Raw genomic sequence first — 17,646 nt, forward strand, 5'->3', positions numbered from 1 at the left:
GAGGACTTCCGAAATGACGCTGATGCAGGTCGAGCTGGACGACAAATACCGGCTCGAATCGAAGCGGATCTTCCTGTCCGGCACGCAGGCGCTGGTCCGGTTGCCCATGTTGCAGCGCGAACGCGATCGACTTCAGGGCCTCAACACCGGCGGCTTCATCTCGGGCTATCGGGGCTCCCCGCTCGGCATGTACGACCACGCGCTGTGGCGCGCGAAGTCATACCTCCAGCAGCACGACATTGCCTTCGTCCCCGGCCTTAATGAGGACCTAGCGGCGACCGCCGTCTGGGGCAGCCAGCAGGTCGGCCTGTTTCCCGGCGCCAAGGTCGATGGCGTGTTCGGCATCTGGTACGGCAAGGGGCCCGGCGTCGATCGCTCGGTTGACGCGCTCAAGCATGCGAATGCCGCCGGCACCTCGCTGAATGGCGGCGTACTCGCGCTTGCCGGCGACGACCATGGCTGCCAATCCTCGACACTGGCACACCAGAGCGAGCAGGTCTTCGCAGCGGCGCTGATCCCCGTGATCAACCCGGCGACGCTGCAGGATTATCTCGACCTCGGCCTTTACGGTTTTGCGCTGTCGCGCTTCTCCGGCTGCTGGGTCGGCTTCAAGGCGATCAGCGAAACCGTGGAGAGTTCGGCGTCGATCTACAGTGATCCCGAACGCATCCAGATTAAGCTCCCCGACGATTTCGAGATGCCGCCCGGCGGCCTCAACATCCGCTGGCCCGATCCGCCGCTGGACGCAGAGAGGCGCCTGTTCGGCCCGAAGATGGCGGCGGTGCAGGCCTTTGCGCGCGCCAACCAGCTCGACCGCATCGTGCTCGACTCCAGGCCGGCACGGCTCGGCATCGTCGCGACCGGTAAGGCTTATCTTGATCTGCGGCAGGCGCTGGCCGATCTGGGCATTTCCGACAAGGACGCGGAGGACCTTGGCCTGCGCATCTACAAGGTCGCGATGACCTGGCCGCTGGAAGAAAGCGGGGCCAAGCGCTTCGCCGAAGGGCTTCAGGACGTGCTGGTGGTCGAGGAGAAGCGCGGTTTCATCGAAGACCAGCTGATGCGCATCCTCTACAATATCGATGCGTCCAGGCGCCCAACCGTTACCGGGAAGCGCGACGAACGCGGCGCGCCGCTATTGCCGAGCGAGGGCGAGCTGACGCCGACCATCGTTGCATCCGCACTGGTGGCGCGGCTGCGCAAGCTCGGCCACCACAGCCCAGTGCTGGAGCAGCGCCTCGCCCGGCTCGAGGCCTTCGACACTCCTGTTCCGGCCTCCGGGCAAATCAAGCTCGCGCGCACGCCGTTCTTCTGCTCGGGTTGCCCGCACAACACCTCCACGCGCGTGCCCGAGGGAAGCCGAGCCATGGCCGGCATCGGTTGCCACGGCATGGCTCTGAGCATGCCGACGCGCCGCACCGATCTGATCTCGCATATGGGCGCCGAGGGCGTGAACTGGATAGGACAAGCGCCCTTCACGACCGAGCAGCACATTTTCCAGAATCTCGGCGACGGCACCTACACCCATTCCGGGCTGCTCGCCCTTCGCGCGGCATCGGCCGCCGGCATCAGCATCACCTACAAGATCCTCTACAACGACGCCGTCGCGATGACCGGCGGCCAGCCGGCCGAGGGCGGCTTCAACGTCGCCCAGATCGCGCATCAGGTCTGGGCCGAGGGCGTCAAGCGGCTCGCGATCGTCTCGGACGATCCGACCAAATACCCTGACACCAACTACTTCCCGCAAGGCGCGACCGTCCATCATCGCCGCGAGCTCGACGCCGTGCAGCGCGAGCTGCGCGACATCCAGGGTCTTACGGTCGTGATCTACGACCAGACCTGCGCCGCGGAAAAGCGCCGCCGCCGCAAGCGCGGGCTCTATCCGGATCCCGCCAAGCGCGCTTTCATCAACGAGCTCGTCTGCGAAGGTTGCGGCGATTGCTCGCAAGCGTCGAACTGCGTCTCGGTGCAGCCGCTGGAGACCGAGTTCGGCCGCAAGCGCCAGATCGACCAGTCGAACTGCAACAAGGACTTCTCCTGCGTCGAGGGTTTTTGCCCGAGCTTCGTCACCGTGCACGGCGGCACGCTCAAGCGGATCAAGACCTCGGCGGTGGATTCAGGCCAGTTGTTTGCCGACCTGCCGCTGCCACCCGCGCGTGAGCTGGACGCATCCTACAACATCCTTGTCACCGGCATCGGCGGCACCGGCGTCATCACCATCGGCGCGCTGCTCGGCATGGCCGCCCATGTCGACGGCCGCGGCTGCTCGGCGCTGGACTTCACCGGCCTGTCGCAGAAGAACGGCGCGGTGATGAGCCATGTGCGCATCGCCGCGAAGCCGGAAGACATCTCCGCGGTCCGGATCACGACGGGCGGCGCCGACGTCATCCTCGGCTGCGACATGATCGTCTCGGCCGGTCCCTCCGCGCTCAGTCGCGCCGAGCGCGGAACGACGAAAGCGTATATCAACGCCGACCTGCAGCCGACCGCGAGCTTCGTGCAAAACCCCGACCTCGATTTCGAGATGGGGACGATGCAGACCGTGCTGCGCGACGCCGTCGGCGACAAGAACCTCGACATCATCGATGCCACCGGCATTGCCTCGGCACTGATGGGCGATTCGATCGCGACAAATCCCTTCATGCTCGGCTTCGCCTTCCAGAAGGGCGCAATCCCGCTGTCGCTGGAAGCGCTGCTTCGCGCCATCGAGATCAACGGCGCCGCGATCGAAATGAACAAGCTCGCCTTCACCTGGGGACGCCTCGCCGCCCACGACATGTCGCGGGTGCGGAGCGTGCTGCAATTCAGGAGCCGAACCTCCGCGCCGACAAAGTCGCTCGACGACATCATCGCAACGCGCGCGGAGTTTTTGACCGGCTATCAGGACAGGGCCTACGCCGATCGCTACCTCGCCGCCGTCGCCAAGGTGCGCAAGGCGGAAGCAGCAACCTCGCCTGCTAGCACGGAGCTGACCGAGGCTGTCGCGAAAAACCTGTTCAAGCTGATGTCCTATAAGGACGAATACGAAGTCGCGCGGCTTTACACCGATGGCAGCTTCTCCAAGAAAGTCTCGGAGAAATTCGACGGCGACTTCAAGCTGAAGTTCTATCTGGCCCCGCCGATCTTCGCGCAGCGCGACAAGACGACGGGACACCTCCAGAAGAAGGAATTCGGCGGCTGGATGATTCACGCCTTCCGCCTCCTCGCCGGGCTGAAGTTCCTGCGTGGCGGCGCGTTCGACCCGTTCGGCCGCACCGAGGAGCGCCGCACCGAGCGGAAGCTGGTCGCGGATTATTTCGACATGATCGATCAGCGCATCGCCGGGCTGAAAGCGGAGCAGATCCCGCTGCTGACGAGGCTCGCGCGGCTGCCGGAGACGATCCGCGGCTTCGGGCATGTCAAGGAAGCCAACATCAAACTGGCGGCGGCGGAGAAGGCGCGGCTGGAAGCAGAACTGGAGAACAGCCGCTTTGCTGCGGCTGCGGAGTAGCGGAAGACTGGCGCTACATTCTCGGTGTCATCGCCCGCAAAGGCGGGCGATCCAGTACTCCGAGGCGGTTGTGATTAGTCCGATGGGCTGCGGCGTACTGGATGCCCCGCCTGCCGCCTACGCTAAAGCTTCGGCGCGCCCAGACTTCGACCTCGGCGAAGCCTTGGCGTAGCCGGGTCGCGGGGCATGACAGCGGTGGAAATGGCTAGACCAACGCTGTGGCCGCACTCGCCCCGGCCACACTCCCCTCCGCCAGATGCCTTCCTGCGATGTACCCGAACGTCAGTGCCGGTCCCAACGCGATCCCCGGCCCGGGACAATTGCCGTTCATGATCGAGCCCATGTCGTTGCCGCAGGCGTAGAGGCCCGCAACCGGCGTGCCGTCCTCGCGCAATACGCGCGCCTGGGCATCCACCTTCATGCCGATCGCCGTGCCGAGATCGGCCGGATAAATCCGCATCGCAAAGAACGGCGCGTAGAGGATGGGCGCGACGCAAGGGTTCGGCTTGTGGCTGATATCACCAAGGTGTCGCTGAGAGATGGTGCTGCCGCGACCGAACTCGGGATCGCGGCCGTCCTTCGCATCGGAATTGTAGTTTGCGATCGTCGCCGCGAGTATCGACGGCTTGATGCCGATCTTCGCTGCGACCTGCGCGATATCAGCGGCCTCGACCAACTCGCCGCTCGCCACATAGCGTCTGATATTGCGGGTGAACGGCTTGATGCGGCCTAGGCCGTAACTCCACAGGAACGGACCGTCGCAGATCAGATAGAACGGCCGGTCCGATTCGCCGTCACCGTCACGCAGCATCGCGAGCACGAACTCGTGGTAGGACAGCGCCTCGTTGGCGAAGCGCCGGCCGGCCGCATTGACCGCGATCACGCCGGGCTTGGCGCGGTCGGTCGCTGTATGCGGGAAAACACCACGGCTTCCATCGGCACGCCGGAACAGCGAGGCCGGCACCCAATAGGCCGGGCTCGTCGCATCCGTGTTGAGCGCTGCGCCGGTTACAGTCGCGAGGCGGAGCCCGTCACCCGTGGCGGACGGGTGGGTCGCCGAGATGAATCCGGCAGCGGGTGGGAAGAAGCGCTTGCGCAAGGTTGCGTCGTGCGAAAAGCCGCCGGTCGCCAGCACCACACCGCGCCGCGCGGCGATCAGGCGATCGCGCGAGCCATGACGGATAATTACCCCGCCGACCCGCTCGCCCTGCGTGGACAGGCCTTCGACGTCCGCACTGAAGAGGATCTCGACCTGCCGGGCCAGCAGCGAGGCATACAGCCGTGCGGCGAGTGCGTTGCCAAGCTGCAGCGTCGTGCCGCGCGGGCCGCGCAGCCGCTGCCACGCATGCTCCGAAACCAGCCGCGCCGCGCGAAGAGTCGAGCGCAGCGATCTTCCGGCCCGGTGCAAATGCGGGATGTCGAGGCGGTTGACCATCATCCCGCCGAACAGCGTGAACTCCGGCACCGGCGCGCGCAGCCGCGCGAATGCGGCCCCCAGCCGCGTGCCGTCGAAGACGACCGGCTCGAGCACGCGCCCGCCCGGCGTCGCGCCCAATCGCTCCGGATAATAGTCCGGACACGCTTCCACCGGCTGGAGCCGCACTTGCGTGTTGGCTTCGAGATAGGTGACCGCCTCCGGTCCGCGCGCGAGGAAAGCGGCGCGGAGGCCCGCATTGGCGGGCTCCGGCACTGTGCTCGACAAATATTGCACGGCGTCCGTTACGCTATCGGAGAGCCCCGCCTCTTCCATCTTGGCATTGGCGGGAATCCAGACCGTGCCATCGGACCACGCGGTGGTGCCGCCGACGAAAGCGGTCTTCTCGATCACCAACACGCGCAGGCCTTCGGCGGCGGCGACGGCCGCGGCCGTCATGCCACCGGCACCGGCGCCGACGACGATGACATCGTAGGTCTCATGCGCCGGCATCATGCGGCGGGGTTCCCGAAGCGAGGCATGACACCGTCATACCCCGCTTAGGCGCCCACACGCTAGCGGGCCGGCTTGCGCTCGACCGGGTCGATATCGATCGCCCGCAGACGGCCGAGCCGCAGGACGTCCATGGCGAGCCGCCGGCCGATCCGGTCGCGGTCGAGCACACGGATCAGATCGTCGACGCCGTTGATCTCGACGCCGTCGAGGCCGATGACGACATCGCCGGACAACAGGCCCGCCTTCGCCGCCGGCCCGTCCGGCTCGATCTGCGCCAGCAGCGCGCCCATCTTGTTCTCGACACCCGCCAGCAACGCGTGCCGCCGCGGGATCGGCGCGGTCTGGCCGGCCACGCCGATATAGGCGCGACGGACATAGCCGTGGCGGATGATCTCCGACAGCACGAATTGCGCGGTGTTGCTGGCGACCGCGAAGCAGATGCCTTGCGCGCCGTTAATGATGGCGGTGTTGATGCCGATCACCTCGGCATTCGACGATACCAGCGGGCCACCGGAATTGCCGGGGTTGAGCGCAGCGTCGGTCTGGATCACGTCCTCGATGGTGCGGCCACTGACCGAGCGGATCGAACGCCCGAGCGCCGAGACCACGCCGGCGGTGACGGTCGATTCAAAGCCGAGCGGATTGCCGATCGCGATCACGAGCTGGCCCCGCCGCAAGGTCTTGGAGTTGCCGAGCGCCGCATAGGGCAAGTCCCGCACGCCATTGGCGCGAAGCAGCGCAAGGTCAGTGTCGGGATCGACGCCGAGCACCCGGGCGTCGCCGACATGGCCCTCGACGTCGCGCAGCCGGATCTCCTTCGACGAGCCGACCACGTGGCTATTGGTGAGAACGAGCCCGTCCGGCGAGATCACGATGCCCGAGCCGAGCCCGCCGCGCTCGCGGCCGTTCGGCACCTTTGGCCCGGTCTCGACGCGCACGACGGCGGGACCAACGCGGTCGGTCACGTCGATCACGGCATTGGAATAGGCGTCCAGCAGGGCCCGGTCGTTGCCCGGGACAGCCGCTGTCGCTCGCGATGACGATCCGTCATCGGCAATGTCTGAAGTAAAATCCAGCATGGCAACAGTCCTTGAGGCTCACACAGATGGTGGCCTGCTCCGTGAGGCGCAAGGGATCCGTCCGGCGCGCAAGGCTGGACTGCCCAGGTGGCTAGGGCGCCCGTCGCAGCGTGCCGGCCCTTGCCTTGACCGGGTCGAGCAGCGACCAGTCGCCATCCGGCAGCACATGGCCCTTGGGAAAAGGTGCGCGCGGCTCGATCCCGAGCGAGCCCAGCACACGGTCGTCGCGGTAGTAGCATTGCAGCACCACACGGACGAGCGTCGCGGCAGCCGGGCCGCCATGCCTGCGAAACTCCTGCGCCACCGCATCGCGCCTGGCAGCATCGAGCTCGGCCAACGGTTGGCCAGCAAGCCGCGCCAGATGGTCGAGCGCCGCCACCACCAGTTTGCTGTCCCGTCCCAACGTCGCCAGCATGTCAGCCTGGATCGCGGGATCGTCGGCGCCGGGCACCTTGTACTCTTCGCTGGCGGGAACGATCATCGCGGCGATGGCTCGGAGGTCGTCGCGCTGGGCGCGTGTCAGTTGGTTGTCTGCGGACATGATGGCCTCAGTCGAAGAGATTGGCGAGGCGCTGCTTCATCTGGTCGGCGATGTAGAGCGCGAGGGCCTGGATGGTGGACGTTGGATTGACCCCGCCCGAGGTAACGAAGATGCTGCCGTCGACGATGAAGAGGTTTTTGACGTCGTGCGCGCGGCCCCATTCGTTGACTACGGAGCGGTCGGGGTCGGTGCCCATGCGTGCCGTGCCGAGCAGGTGCCAGCCGCCCCAGGAGATCGGCGAGTTGACGCAGATGTCGCTCGCCCCAGCGGTTTCGAGAATCTCCCGGCCCCGCGCCAGCGCATGCTCCATCATCTTCCGGCTGTTCTCGCTGATCGTGTAATTGATCTTCGGCGCGGGAATGCCGTGACCGTCCTTCAAGACCGGATCGAGCGTGACCTGGTTATGCTCCTCCGGCAGGTCCTCGCAGATCGCGGAAAACCCGATCCGGTGGCCGTTGAGCTTGCGGAAGACGCGGTGATGATCGGCGCCCCACGGCAGAATGCCCTTCTGCTCGCTGACGACAGCCTCGAACACCGGCCCCGCGCCGCGCACGAACTGAACGCCATAGCCGCGCACGAAGCCGCGCGACAGGTCCGTGTCATACCATTCCTTGCTCCACAGGCAGGTCGGCGGCGCGCGGTTGCTATCGGTCGGCTCCTTCACATAGCCGTAGATCTGCGCATAGGGATGGAACATCAGGTTCTTGCCGACGAGTCCGGACGAATTGGCAAGCCCGTTCGGAAAGCGGTTCGATGCCGAATTCAGCAGCAGCCGCGGCGTGCCGACTCCGTTGCAGGCGACGATAACGACATGCGCCGGCTGAAACTGCTCGACGCCGTCCTTGTCGTAATAGACCACGCCGGTGGCCATGCCGCTCTCGTCGGTGGTAATCTCGCGCACACGGCAGTGCGTACGCAGCTCGACACCGGCGCGGACCGCATGCGGCCAATAGGTGATGTCGGTCGAGGATTTGGCGCCTTGCGCGCAGGCCGGCGTGCAATGGCCGAGATTGATGCAGCGCGCGCGGCCCTCGTAGTCCATGGTCGCGACCGTCGTATCCGACGGCCACCAGTGCCAGCCAAGCTTGTTCATGGTCTTGCCGATGATCGCACCCGACAATCCCATCGGCTGTGGCGGCATCGGCGGATGCGTCAGCGGCGAGAGCGGGTCGCCCGACAGGCCAGACGTGCCCATCATCCGGTCGTTCTCTTCGAAGAACGGGGTCAGCGCGTCGTAATCGATCGGCCAGTCGTCGGCGACGCCGTCGAGCGTCCTCACCTTGAAATCGGAGGGATGCAGCCGCGGCCAGTGCGCGGTGTACATCACCGTCGAGCCACCGACCGCATTGTAGTTGACGACCTTGATCGGCGAATTGTCGTCGTTGATCGGATAGTCCTCGGGCCGGCCGCGGACGTTGGGGCTTGACGACCACTCGCCGTAGAATTTGGCCTCCCAGTCCCGGCCCGTGCTGGGATATTCCGCCGGGTTCATCCAGCCGCCCTGCTCCAGGCAGAGAATATGCATCTTGGTCTCGGCCAGCGACCATGCCACCGCCGCGCCTGAAGCGCCGGCGCCGATGATCAGGACGTCCACAGGGTCATTCATCACAAATTTTTCCTCCCTTCGCCGCTTCCCGGGCGATTCGGCCTCGGCTCCGCGAGGCCGGCGAACGATAGGATCAGAGCTGCGGCCGAGTAAAGCCACGAGGCCGGAATGTCGCACTTCGCGGGGCGCAGACCATTGGTATCGCCACATCCGGATGCTAGGAACAAGGCGCACGAGCCATCGATAGCGAGACCTTATGTCCTTCCGAAAATCCTTTGCCAACGCCCGCGCTTTTGCGTTCGTTTGCTTTCTCGCCCTGTCCGGATTTCTGGGCACCACCGGCCCCGGCTCCGCGTTGACGGCCACCGCGACGGTCCGCGACGGCAACGCCGTTCAGCTCGGCGACGTCACCTACCGCCTCGAGGGCATCGACGCACCCGAGCTGGATCAGGTCTGCATCGACGATCACGCCGATCCCTGGACCTGCGGGATCGAGGCCCGCGACCAGCTCGCCAAGCTGATTGGCAAGCGATCGGTGCGTTGCGACGATGTCGGACCGGAAAAGAGTTTTGGCAAGCGGCACCGCGCGATCTGCACGGCCGAAGGCGACAAGACCAGCTTGAACGAGCAGCTCGTCAAGCTGGGCTATGCCATCGCCCGCGAGCCGGTCAAGGCGAACGTCAAGTCGGCCGCGGCCGATGCGAAATCAACCTCGGCCGGAATTTGGAAGGGCTGCTTTGTTGCACCGCAAGAATTCCGCACCGGCAAGAAGGACGGCGCGCTCCTGGGCGCCGCCTGCCGCGCCGACCGCGACAAGGAGATTCGCGCGGTGTTGTTTCCCGAGGATCTGACGATGCCGCCGAGCTGTGGCATCAAGGGCAAGCTTGCGGTGCGCGCGCGCGTGACCGGCAATATCGGCATCTACCATTTACGGGGCTGCCCGAGCTACCCCGCGACCACCAAGCCGGACCGCTGGTTCTGCTCGGAGGACGACGCCCAGGCTGCGGGCTTCCGCAAGGCCTACAATTGCCGGCGGCCAAAATAGCGAAGCTCATCACGCAGCCGTGAGCGGCAGCCGAAGACAGTATTCATCCGGAATTGAACTCTATCGGGAGTTGCTGCATTTGTAAGCGTACGCGAGCGCTTTGCGCGAGCGTTTCTTTAGCGGCAATCCGGCTCCGGCCCGATTGCTTTGCTCGGGCGTTTCCTCCCTAGACTTGGGCCGCTTGTCACAACAAGCGGCTCTTCTTTTTTGCACAATGCGCTAGCGGCGCATCGGCATGATCTGATCCATGGCCGGCATGTTCGCGTTCAGATGCGCCATGATCCAGACGGTGCCACCGACCACCAGGAACACCACCAGCAGCCCGAAGGCGAGCGCCAGCACGTTGTTGGTATTATCGGGGCCGGTGGTGATGTGCAGGAAGAACACGAGATGCACGCCCATTTGCGCGATCGCCAGCACGATCAGCGCGACGGGAATCGAAGGCTGCCAGACCAGATCCGTGCCCGCGATGAAGAACGACGTCGCCGTCAGCAGCAACGCGAGAACAAGACCGACCACGTAGCCGAGGATGCGCGTCCCGACACTGTGTTGCTCCTCATCGCCCGGCGCAAGATCATGGCCGGCCGGCATATGCGTCTGATCGCTCATACGCCACTCCCAAGCAAATAGACGACGGAGAAAACTCCGACCCAGACAATGTCGAGCGCGTGCCAGAACAGCGCAAAGCACATCATCCGGCGCAGCACGTCGGCACGAAAACCCTTTGCGAAGACCTGGGCCATCATGGTGAGCAGCCACAATATGCCGGCGGAGACGTGGAGGCCATGGCAGCCGACGAGGGAGAAGAACGAGGTCAGGAAAGCGCTGCGCGATGGGCCATAGCTGCGGGCAACGAGATCAGCGAATTCGCGAAACTCAATGACCAGAAAGATGAGGCCGAGCAAACACGTCACGGCCATCCCGAGATAGAACCACAGCCGGTTGCGCACATCGGCCGCGATGCTCGCCATGCCACACGTGAAGCTTGACAGCAGCAGGCAGACCGTCTCGATCGCGACGTTTCGCGGCTCGAATATCTCCGAACCCTTCGGGCCGCCGGCGGTCTGGTCGGCCAGCACCGCGTAGGCCGCAAAGAAGCAGGAGAACATCACGATGTCGGAGAGCAGGAAGATCCAGAAGCCATAGGCGGTCACGATGCGCTTCGGCGCCGGCCCGGGATGCTCGATAACGAGGCCGATGTGATGGGGATCGGCGTGCGCTCGGCCGGCGGTCGCGGTCATTGACATCAGACTGTCCCCGCCATGCTGACGAGGCTGCGCCGCTCCTCGAGGTTGACGCGGTCTATCGCCGCGACCTCCTCGGCCGGAATGACGTATTCGTCATGGTCGCGCCAGGCGAACACGACGAATGTCGCGAACGCTCCGATACCGCCCAAAATCACCATCCACCAGATGTGCCAGATCAGCGCAAAGCCCATGACGGTGGCGAAGAACGCGCAGACGAACCCGGTCGGCGAGTTCCTGGGCATCTCGATGTCATGATACTCGGGCGCATCATGATCGAGCGATTGCTGCTTGGCATGAGCCTTCATGTCCCAATAGGCATCCTCGCCGCGCACATCGGGATTGAAAGCGAAGTTGAAAACGGGTGGCGGCGACGACGTCGCCCATTCCAGCGAGCGGCCGTCCCAGGGATCGCCAGTGCGGTCGCGCAGGGCCTCGCGGTTGCGGATGCTGACCACGAGCTGCACGATCTGGCAGATCACGCCGATCGTCAGCACGGCCATGCCGACCGCTGCAACCAGCATCCATGGCCGCCACGCCGCGACGTCATAGTGCTGCATGCGCCGCGTCATGCCCAGCATGCCGGCGACGTAGAGCGGGATGAAGGTGACGTAGAAGCCGAGGAAAGTGAACCAGAATGCGAGCTTGCCCCAGCGGTCGTTGAGGCGAAAGCCGAACGCCTTCGGGAACCAGTACTCGAAGCCGGCGAAGGCGCCGAACAGCACGCCGCCGATGATGACGTTGTGGAAGTGCGCGACCAGAAACATGCTGTTGTGGAGAATGAAATCGGCCGGCGGCACCGCGACCAGCACGCCCGTCAATCCGCCGATGATGAAGGTGACCATGAAGCCTATCGACCACAGCATCGGCGTCTCGAAGCGGATGCGTCCGCCATACATCGTGAACAGCCAGTTGTAGATCTTCACTCCCGTCGGTATCGCGATGATCATGCTGGCAATGCCGAAGATAGCGTTGACGTCGGGACCCGCTCCCATCGTGAAGAAGTGATGCAGCCAGACCATGAAGGAGATGACGCAGATCGCCATGGTCGCCAGCACCATCGAGCGATAGCCAAACAGCGCCTTGCCGGAGAAGGTCGAGACCACCTCGGAGAAGATGCCGAAGGCCGGCAGAACTAGGATGTAGACCTCGGGATGCCCCCAGGCCCAGATCAGGTTCATGAACATCATGACATTGCCGCCGGCCTCATTGGTAAAGAAGTGGAAGCCGAGATAGCGGTCGAGCAGCAGCATCGCGAGGGTGGCGGTCAAGATCGGGAAAGCCGCGACGATCAGGAGGTTCGAGGCCAGTGTGGTCCAGCAGAACATCGGCATGCGCAGATAGTTCATGCCTTTGGTGCGCAGCTTTAGCACCGTCGTCACGAGATTGATGCCGGCCACCAACGTGCCGACGCCGGAGATCTGCAGCGACCATGCGTAATAATCGACGCCGACGCCCGGCGAGTAGGACAGTTCCGACAGCGGCGGAAAGGCGAGCCAGCCGGTGCGGGCGAACTCGCCGATCACAAGCGAGAGATTGACCAGCAGCGCACCGGTCGCGGTCAGCCAGAAGCCGACCGAATTGAGCGTCGGGAAAGCGACATCTCGTACGCCAAGCTGGAGCGGCACGATGAGATTCATCAGTCCGATCACGAACGGCATCGCCACGAAAAAGATCATGATGGTGCCGTGCGCGGAGAATATCTGGTTGTAGTGCTCCGGCGGCAGATAGCCTTGCGACTGGTAGGCGACCGCCTGCTGAATCCGCATCATGATGGCGTCGCTGCCGCCGCGCAGCAGCATCACCGAGGCCAGCAGGATGTACATCACGCCGATCCGCTTGTGGTCGACGCTGGTGATCCACTCGTGCCAGAGATAGGGCAGATGCCCCTTCACCACGACCCAGGCCAGCACGCCGAGAATCCCGACCAACACCACGGCGCCTGCGATCAGCGGTATCGGCTGATCGAACGGAATGGCCGACCAATCGAGCTTACCGAGCATCATGGCCTCCACTGTGCGACCGGCCTGCTTCGGATGCGAGCTCCGGCCCCGGTCCCGGCGGAATGTGCTGGGTCGCGATCAGGTCGAACAGTCGGGGATCGTCGAGCCTGTAGCTTGGCCTGCCCTTTTCGACGCCCTGCTGCATCAGCTTCTTGTAGCTGTCCTCATTGAGGACAGCATCGCTCTTCGCCGTGGTCGCGACCCAGTCCGGAAAGGCGAGCGGCGAGACCACGTTGACGTCGAACATCATGTCCGGAAATCCGTCGCCGGAAAAATGCGCCGACAGTCCCTGCAGCTTGCCTTCGTTGTCGGCGCGTAGGTTCAGCTTCGTCACCATGCCGTTCATGGTGTAGATCATGCTGCCGAGCTGCGGGATGAAGAAGGTGTTCATCACGCTCGAGGACGTCAGCTGGAAATTCAGCTCGGCGCCTGCCGGCACCGTCAGCGTATTGACGGTGGCGATGCGCTGGTCCGGATAGATGAAGAGCCATTTCCAATCGAGCGAGACGGCCTGGATGCGAACCGGGCTGCCGGTGCCGGGCACGGGTGCCGCGGGATCGAGCTGGTGCGAGCCGATCCAGGCGACGCCGCCGAGCAGGATCACGGTGAGCGCGGGGATCGCCCACACCACCATCTCGACGCGCCCGGAATAGACGAAGTCGGGCTGAAACTTTGCTTTGGGATTCGAGGCGCGAAACCAGAACGCAAAGGCCAAAATCGCGAAAATGGTCGGCACCACGATCGCGAGCATGATGAAGACGGAATCGACCAGGATGGTGCTGTTGGCCGCAGCCACAGGCCCTTGTGGATCGAGCAGATTCATCGGCAGGCCAATGACGGTTGGAAAGCCCCGGGGCAGAGCCTAGCGCGGGAAAGGCTCCGCAACAAACGCGATTGCGTGAGATCGGTTCCTAACGGCGCGGTCGATCGTTCGCCCTTCTCGCGCGGCGGCATGCAATTCCATGCGATGTCAATGACATGAAAGCGGGAGCCGGCCCTTCTCGCCGCTCCGCGCGATTGCTAGACTGCACGAAAATATTTGGGATGAAACGACATGCAGGGGCCCGAGGACGATCCCGGTCTCGCCGGCAAGGTGGCGCTGGTCAGCGGCGGGGGTGCTGCGGGCGACGGCATAGGCAACGGCCGCGCCGCCGCACTTCTACTGGCTCGCGCCAGCGCCAAAGTGCTGGTGGCCGATCGCGACCTCAAGCTCGCCGAACGCACCGTGGAGATGATCGCAGCCGAAGGTGGCACGGCCGCGGCGCATGGCGGTGACGTCACCAGCGAGAGCGATTGCAAGACACTGGTCGAAGCCGCGCTCGACCGCTGGGGCCGGCTCGATTTCCTCGACAACAATGTCGGCATCGGGAGCCGCGGCAGCGTGGTCGACGAAGCGCCCGAGCAATATCGCCGCGTCATGCAGGTCAATGTCGAAAGCATGTTCCTGCTCTCCAAGCACGCGATCCCTGCGATGATCCGGACCGCGCAGGGCGGTGCGATCGTCAACATCTCCTCGATCTCGGCGCTGCGGCCACGCGGGCTCACGAGCTATACGACCTCGAAGGCCGCCATCATCGGTCTCACCCGCGCGATGGCGGTCGATCACGGCCGCGACAACATCCGCGTCAACTGCATCTGTCCCGGGCCGATGTACACGCCGATGGTCTATGCCCGCGGCATGAGTGAGCAGGCCCGCGCCCAGCGGGAAAAGGCATCCTTGCTGAAAACGGAAGGCACCGGCTGGGACGTCGGCCATGCCGTCAAATTCCTGCTCAGCAATTTTGCGCGCTACATCACCGGCCAGGTGCTGGTGGTCGACGGCGGCGTGACGCTACAAGCCGCCGAACGTGAATCACAAGAACACTGAAAGGAACATCAGGGATGGCTCGCCTGCCCTATCTCGAGGCCGACCAGGTCGCGCCCGAATATCGCGACATGCTCAAGCGCAACACCAATCTGCACAAGCTGCTGATCAATTCGCCGGATATGGCGCGCGCCTTCAACGGCATCGGCGGCTACATCCGCTTCAAGAGCAAGCTCGACCCGCGCCTGCGGGAGCTTGCAATCCTCCAGGTCGGCTGGATGGAGAAGTCGGAATACGAGTTCACTCATCACGTGAAGATCGGCAGAGAGTTCGGCGTCACCGATGATGACATCGCCGGCCTGATGGCTGAGACCGAGGGCAAGCCCTCGACGCTCGAGCCACAGGCCAAGGCGATCCTGAAAGGTGCCCGCGAGATGGTACGCGAACTCGCGATCTCGGATGTGACCTTTGCCGAGATCAAGCAGCATCTCTCGGACGAACATATGGTCGACCTCGTGCTGACCATCGCCTTCTATTGCGGCGTGGTGCGCGTGCTCGCCACCATGAAGATCGACAACGAGCCATATTACAAAGAGGTACTCCAGCAGTACCCGATTCCGGGAGTGAACTAACATGCGCTTGAAGGACAAGGTTGCGGTCGTTGTGGGCGCCGGGCAGAGCCCGGGCGAAGGCATGGGCAACGGCCGCGCCACGGCGCTGACCTTCGCGCGCGAGGGCGCCAAGGTGTTGTGCGTCGATCATCATCTGGAATCAGCCGAGGAAACCGCCGCCATGATCGCCGCGCAGCATGGCACGGCAGCGGCGTTCAGGGCCGACGTCACAAAGTCTGCCGACATCAAGGCAATGGTCGCGGAGGCACAGGCGCGCTGGGGCCGGATCGACGTGCTGCACAACAATGTGGGCGTCAGCCTGTCCGGCGGCGACGCCGAGCTGCTGCAAATCACCGAGGAGGCGTTCGACCGCGTCGTCGCGATCAATCTGAAGAGCTGCATTCTGGCGGCGAAAGAGGTGATCCCGATCATGCGCGCGCAAGGAAGCGGCGTGATCATCAACATCTCCTCGATGGCGGCGATCACCACCTACCCTTACGTCGCCTACAAGGCGACGAAATCGGCGATGATCGCCTTCACCGAACAGCTCGCCTACCAGAATGCGGAATACGGCATCCGCGCCAACGTCATCCTGCCGGGCCTGATGAACACGCCGATGGCCGTCGACACCCGGGCCCGCGAATGGCACAAGACCCGCGCCGAAGTCGAAGCCGAGCGCGACAGCAAGGTGCCGCTGCGCAAGAAGATGGGCACGGGGTGGGACGTCGCGAATGCCGCGCTGTTCCTGGCCTCGGACGAGGCGAATTTCATCACCGGTGTGACGTTGCCGGTGGATGGCGGAGCGAGTGTGAGACGGGGGTAGACATCCTAAGCACGCTGCTCTTCCTTCTCCCCTTGCGGGAGAAGGTGGCGCGAGGCGCCGGATGAGGGGTTTCTCTCCGCACACGCAGAGGAGTTCGCCGATAGAACCTCACTCGTCCCGCCGCTGCGCGGCGAGCCACCCTCTCCCGCAAGGGGCGAGGGTACACCTTCATCGCGGCACGCTTGTCACCCGCCAGATCGTCCCGTTGCCGTCCTCCGACACCAGCAGCGATCCGTCCTTCGCCACGGCAACACCGACGGGCCGCCCCCACACCTCGGTGTCGCTCACCACGAATCCCGTGACGAAATCCTCATACTCGCCGGTCGGCTTGCCGTCCTTCATCCGGATGCGGATCACCTTGTAGCCGGTGCGCTTCGACCGGTTCCACGAGCCGTGCTCGGCCGCGAAAGCATCGCCCTGATACTCTGACGGAAACTGCGTGCCCTGATAGAAGGTCATGCCCAGCGAGGCCGAGTGCGGCTGCACCAGCACATCGGGCACCGTCACCTTGCCCTTGAGGTCCGGCCGCGCTCCGGCGTGACGCGGGTCTTCGTTGCCGCCGATATAGAACCACGGCCAGCCGTAGAACGCGCCTTCCTTCACGCTGGTGACGTAGTCAGGCACGAGATCGTCGCCGAGCCCGTCGCGTTCGTTGGTCGAGCACCAGGGCAGCCCGGTCTGCGGCTGGATCGCAAGTCCGACGCAGTTGCGGATGCCGCTGGCGTAGATCTTCCGCTCCTTGCCCTCGGGGGTGAAGGCGAGCACGGTGGCGCGTTCGGTCTCGCTGGCCCAGGCCGCACCGAGCGGTTGCGCTTTCGACCAGGCTTCCACGCCACCCGGCGGCGTGCCCATGCCCTCGGCGACGTTGCTGAGCGAGCCGACCGACACCAGCATGCGCTTGCTGTCGGGCGTGAAGACGACGTCGCGGGTGGAATGACCGCCGTCATGCGGCAGGCTCGCGACAATCGTCTCCGCCTTGCCACCCGCCTTGAGATCGCCGGCCTGATAGGGAAAGCGGACGACGCTGTCGGTGTTGGCGACGTAGACCCATTGCGGATTGTCGCCGTTCGGGAAGAAGGCGATGCCGAACGGCTGCCTCATTCCGGCAGCGAACACCTCGTTGGTCGCGGCCTTGCCGCCATCGCCGGCGCGCAACACGCGGATGTTGCCCGCGCGCGTCTCGGCGACGAAGACATCGCCGTTCGGCGCCACGCGCACGATGCGCGGGGCGCGCAGGCCCTCTGCGAACAGCTCGATCTTGAAGCCGGCCGGGACCTGAAGCGCCCCCTCCGGCGGGCGCGGCACCACGCGCGACGAACTCGCAACCGACCGCGTGGCGCCGGGCCTGACCAGATCCTGCGGCCGGATCAACCTGACCGTGCCGGGCTTGTCGGCCTGCCAATCGCCGTAGGCGTCCTTGCCTTGCAGCACCGCCTCAGCCTGTGCGCAGGTCGCGACCGCGGCCAGCCATCCCGCGGACATCGCCGCGAATGAAATCCTGTTCTTCAAATCGTTTCCTCCCGGCCTTCA

Annotated in this window: 14 protein-coding genes; 5 read left to right on the forward strand and 9 right to left on the reverse strand. The window is 64.7% G+C overall.

Annotation, left to right across the window (positions count from 1 at the left end; genetic code table 11):
• Window positions 1-13 precede the first annotated feature (13 nt).
• The gene (locus IVB07_RS27460; RefSeq protein WP_247363501.1) at window positions 14-3,490 is read left to right on the forward strand and encodes an indolepyruvate ferredoxin oxidoreductase family protein; all 3,477 of its coding nucleotides are present in this window, start codon (window positions 14-16) and stop codon (window positions 3,488-3,490) included.
• 205 nt (window positions 3,491-3,695) lie between these two features.
• Here IVB07_RS27460 and IVB07_RS27465 read toward each other — a convergent pair whose 3' ends face one another.
• The 4 genes from IVB07_RS27465 to IVB07_RS27480 all read right to left on the reverse strand — a co-directional run bounded on the left by IVB07_RS27465 (window position 3,696) and on the right by IVB07_RS27480 (window position 8,646).
• A complete protein-coding gene (locus tag IVB07_RS27465) occupies window positions 3,696-5,420 on the reverse strand; it encodes an FAD-dependent oxidoreductase (RefSeq protein WP_018457167.1) in 1,725 nt (574 codons plus the stop codon).
• Window positions 5,421-5,479: 59 nt separating this feature from the next.
• Complete coding sequence (locus tag IVB07_RS27470; RefSeq protein WP_018457168.1) at window positions 5,480-6,499, reverse strand: trypsin-like peptidase domain-containing protein; 1,020 nt, start codon at window positions 6,497-6,499, stop codon at window positions 5,480-5,482.
• A gap of 91 nt (window positions 6,500-6,590) precedes the next feature.
• Window positions 6,591-7,040 (reverse strand): hypothetical protein, encoded by a 450-nt coding sequence (locus IVB07_RS27475; protein ID WP_018457169.1) that lies wholly within the window; start codon window positions 7,038-7,040, stop codon window positions 6,591-6,593.
• Window positions 7,041-7,047: 7 nt separating this feature from the next.
• A complete protein-coding gene (locus tag IVB07_RS27480; protein WP_247363502.1) occupies window positions 7,048-8,646 on the reverse strand; it encodes a GMC family oxidoreductase in 1,599 nt (532 codons plus the stop codon).
• Window positions 8,647-8,842: 196 nt separating this feature from the next.
• Between IVB07_RS27480 and IVB07_RS27485 the strand changes: the two genes are divergently transcribed.
• Entirely contained in the window at window positions 8,843-9,631 is a 789-nt protein-coding gene (locus IVB07_RS27485) for a thermonuclease family protein (RefSeq protein ID WP_018457171.1), read from the forward strand.
• 219 nt (window positions 9,632-9,850) lie between these two features.
• On the opposite strand, the gene cyoD is transcribed toward IVB07_RS27485, so the two are convergent.
• Genes cyoD through IVB07_RS27505 form a run of 4 tightly spaced genes read right to left on the reverse strand, consistent with a single transcriptional unit; the run spans window position 9,851 to window position 13,701 of the window.
• A complete protein-coding gene (gene cyoD, locus IVB07_RS27490) occupies window positions 9,851-10,240 on the reverse strand; it encodes a cytochrome o ubiquinol oxidase subunit IV (protein WP_018457172.1) in 390 nt (129 codons plus the stop codon).
• Entirely contained in the window at window positions 10,237-10,878 is a 642-nt protein-coding gene (locus tag IVB07_RS27495) for a cytochrome (ubi)quinol oxidase subunit III (protein ID WP_247766768.1), read from the reverse strand. Before IVB07_RS27495 ends, cyoD begins: the two co-directional genes overlap by 4 nt.
• The gene (cyoB, locus tag IVB07_RS27500) at window positions 10,878-12,878 is read right to left on the reverse strand and encodes a cytochrome o ubiquinol oxidase subunit I (protein ID WP_085362444.1); all 2,001 of its coding nucleotides are present in this window, start codon (window positions 12,876-12,878) and stop codon (window positions 10,878-10,880) included. The genes IVB07_RS27495 and cyoB overlap by 1 nt, the downstream gene beginning before the upstream one ends.
• Window positions 12,868-13,701 carry a ubiquinol oxidase polypeptide II gene (locus tag IVB07_RS27505; protein WP_018457175.1) on the reverse strand — a complete coding sequence of 278 codons (834 nt, stop codon included), beginning with the start codon at window positions 13,699-13,701 and terminating at the stop codon, window positions 12,868-12,870. Before IVB07_RS27505 ends, cyoB begins: the two co-directional genes overlap by 11 nt.
• Window positions 13,702-13,932: 231 nt before the next feature.
• Here IVB07_RS27505 and IVB07_RS27510 point away from each other — a divergent pair, with 231 nt between their 5' ends.
• The 3 genes from IVB07_RS27510 to IVB07_RS27520 are packed head-to-tail and all read left to right on the forward strand — an operon-like array spanning window position 13,933 to window position 16,116.
• Complete coding sequence (locus IVB07_RS27510; protein WP_018457176.1) at window positions 13,933-14,745, forward strand: SDR family oxidoreductase; 813 nt, start codon at window positions 13,933-13,935, stop codon at window positions 14,743-14,745.
• Between the two features lie 14 nt (window positions 14,746-14,759).
• Entirely contained in the window at window positions 14,760-15,314 is a 555-nt protein-coding gene (locus tag IVB07_RS27515) for a carboxymuconolactone decarboxylase family protein (protein ID WP_018457177.1), read from the forward strand.
• A 1-nt stretch (window position 15,315) separates the two neighbouring features.
• On the forward strand, window positions 15,316-16,116 hold the full coding sequence (locus tag IVB07_RS27520) for an SDR family NAD(P)-dependent oxidoreductase (protein WP_018457178.1): 801 nt from the start codon (window positions 15,316-15,318) through the stop codon (window positions 16,114-16,116).
• Between the two features lie 168 nt (window positions 16,117-16,284).
• Here IVB07_RS27520 and IVB07_RS27525 read toward each other — a convergent pair whose 3' ends face one another.
• Window positions 16,285-17,625 (reverse strand): sorbosone dehydrogenase family protein, encoded by a 1,341-nt coding sequence (locus IVB07_RS27525; protein ID WP_026233318.1) that lies wholly within the window; start codon window positions 17,623-17,625, stop codon window positions 16,285-16,287.
• Window positions 17,626-17,646 lie beyond the last annotated feature (21 nt).

Source organism: Bradyrhizobium sp. 172 (assembly GCF_023101065.1).
Taxonomy (GTDB): Bacteria; Pseudomonadota; Alphaproteobacteria; order Rhizobiales; family Xanthobacteraceae; genus Bradyrhizobium; species Bradyrhizobium canariense_D.

Coding starts and splice junctions, on each gene's coding strand:
- IVB07_RS27460 (WP_247363501.1), top strand. CDS start 14: ATGACGCTGATGCAGGTCGAGCTGGACGACAAATACCGGCTCGAATCG.
- IVB07_RS27465 (WP_018457167.1), bottom strand. CDS start 5,420: ATGATGCCGGCGCATGAGACCTACGATGTCATCGTCGTCGGCGCCGGT.
- IVB07_RS27470 (WP_018457168.1), bottom strand. CDS start 6,499: ATGCTGGATTTTACTTCAGACATTGCCGATGACGGATCGTCATCGCGA.
- IVB07_RS27475 (WP_018457169.1), bottom strand. CDS start 7,040: ATGTCCGCAGACAACCAACTGACACGCGCCCAGCGCGACGACCTCCGA.
- IVB07_RS27480 (WP_247363502.1), bottom strand. CDS start 8,646: ATGAATGACCCTGTGGACGTCCTGATCATCGGCGCCGGCGCTTCAGGC.
- IVB07_RS27485 (WP_018457171.1), top strand. CDS start 8,843: ATGTCCTTCCGAAAATCCTTTGCCAACGCCCGCGCTTTTGCGTTCGTT.
- cyoD (WP_018457172.1), bottom strand. CDS start 10,240: ATGAGCGATCAGACGCATATGCCGGCCGGCCATGATCTTGCGCCGGGC.
- IVB07_RS27495 (WP_247766768.1), bottom strand. CDS start 10,878: ATGTCAATGACCGCGACCGCCGGCCGAGCGCACGCCGATCCCCATCAC.
- cyoB (WP_085362444.1), bottom strand. CDS start 12,878: ATGCTCGGTAAGCTCGATTGGTCGGCCATTCCGTTCGATCAGCCGATA.
- IVB07_RS27505 (WP_018457175.1), bottom strand. CDS start 13,701: ATGAATCTGCTCGATCCACAAGGGCCTGTGGCTGCGGCCAACAGCACC.
- IVB07_RS27510 (WP_018457176.1), top strand. CDS start 13,933: ATGCAGGGGCCCGAGGACGATCCCGGTCTCGCCGGCAAGGTGGCGCTG.
- IVB07_RS27515 (WP_018457177.1), top strand. CDS start 14,760: ATGGCTCGCCTGCCCTATCTCGAGGCCGACCAGGTCGCGCCCGAATAT.
- IVB07_RS27520 (WP_018457178.1), top strand. CDS start 15,316: ATGCGCTTGAAGGACAAGGTTGCGGTCGTTGTGGGCGCCGGGCAGAGC.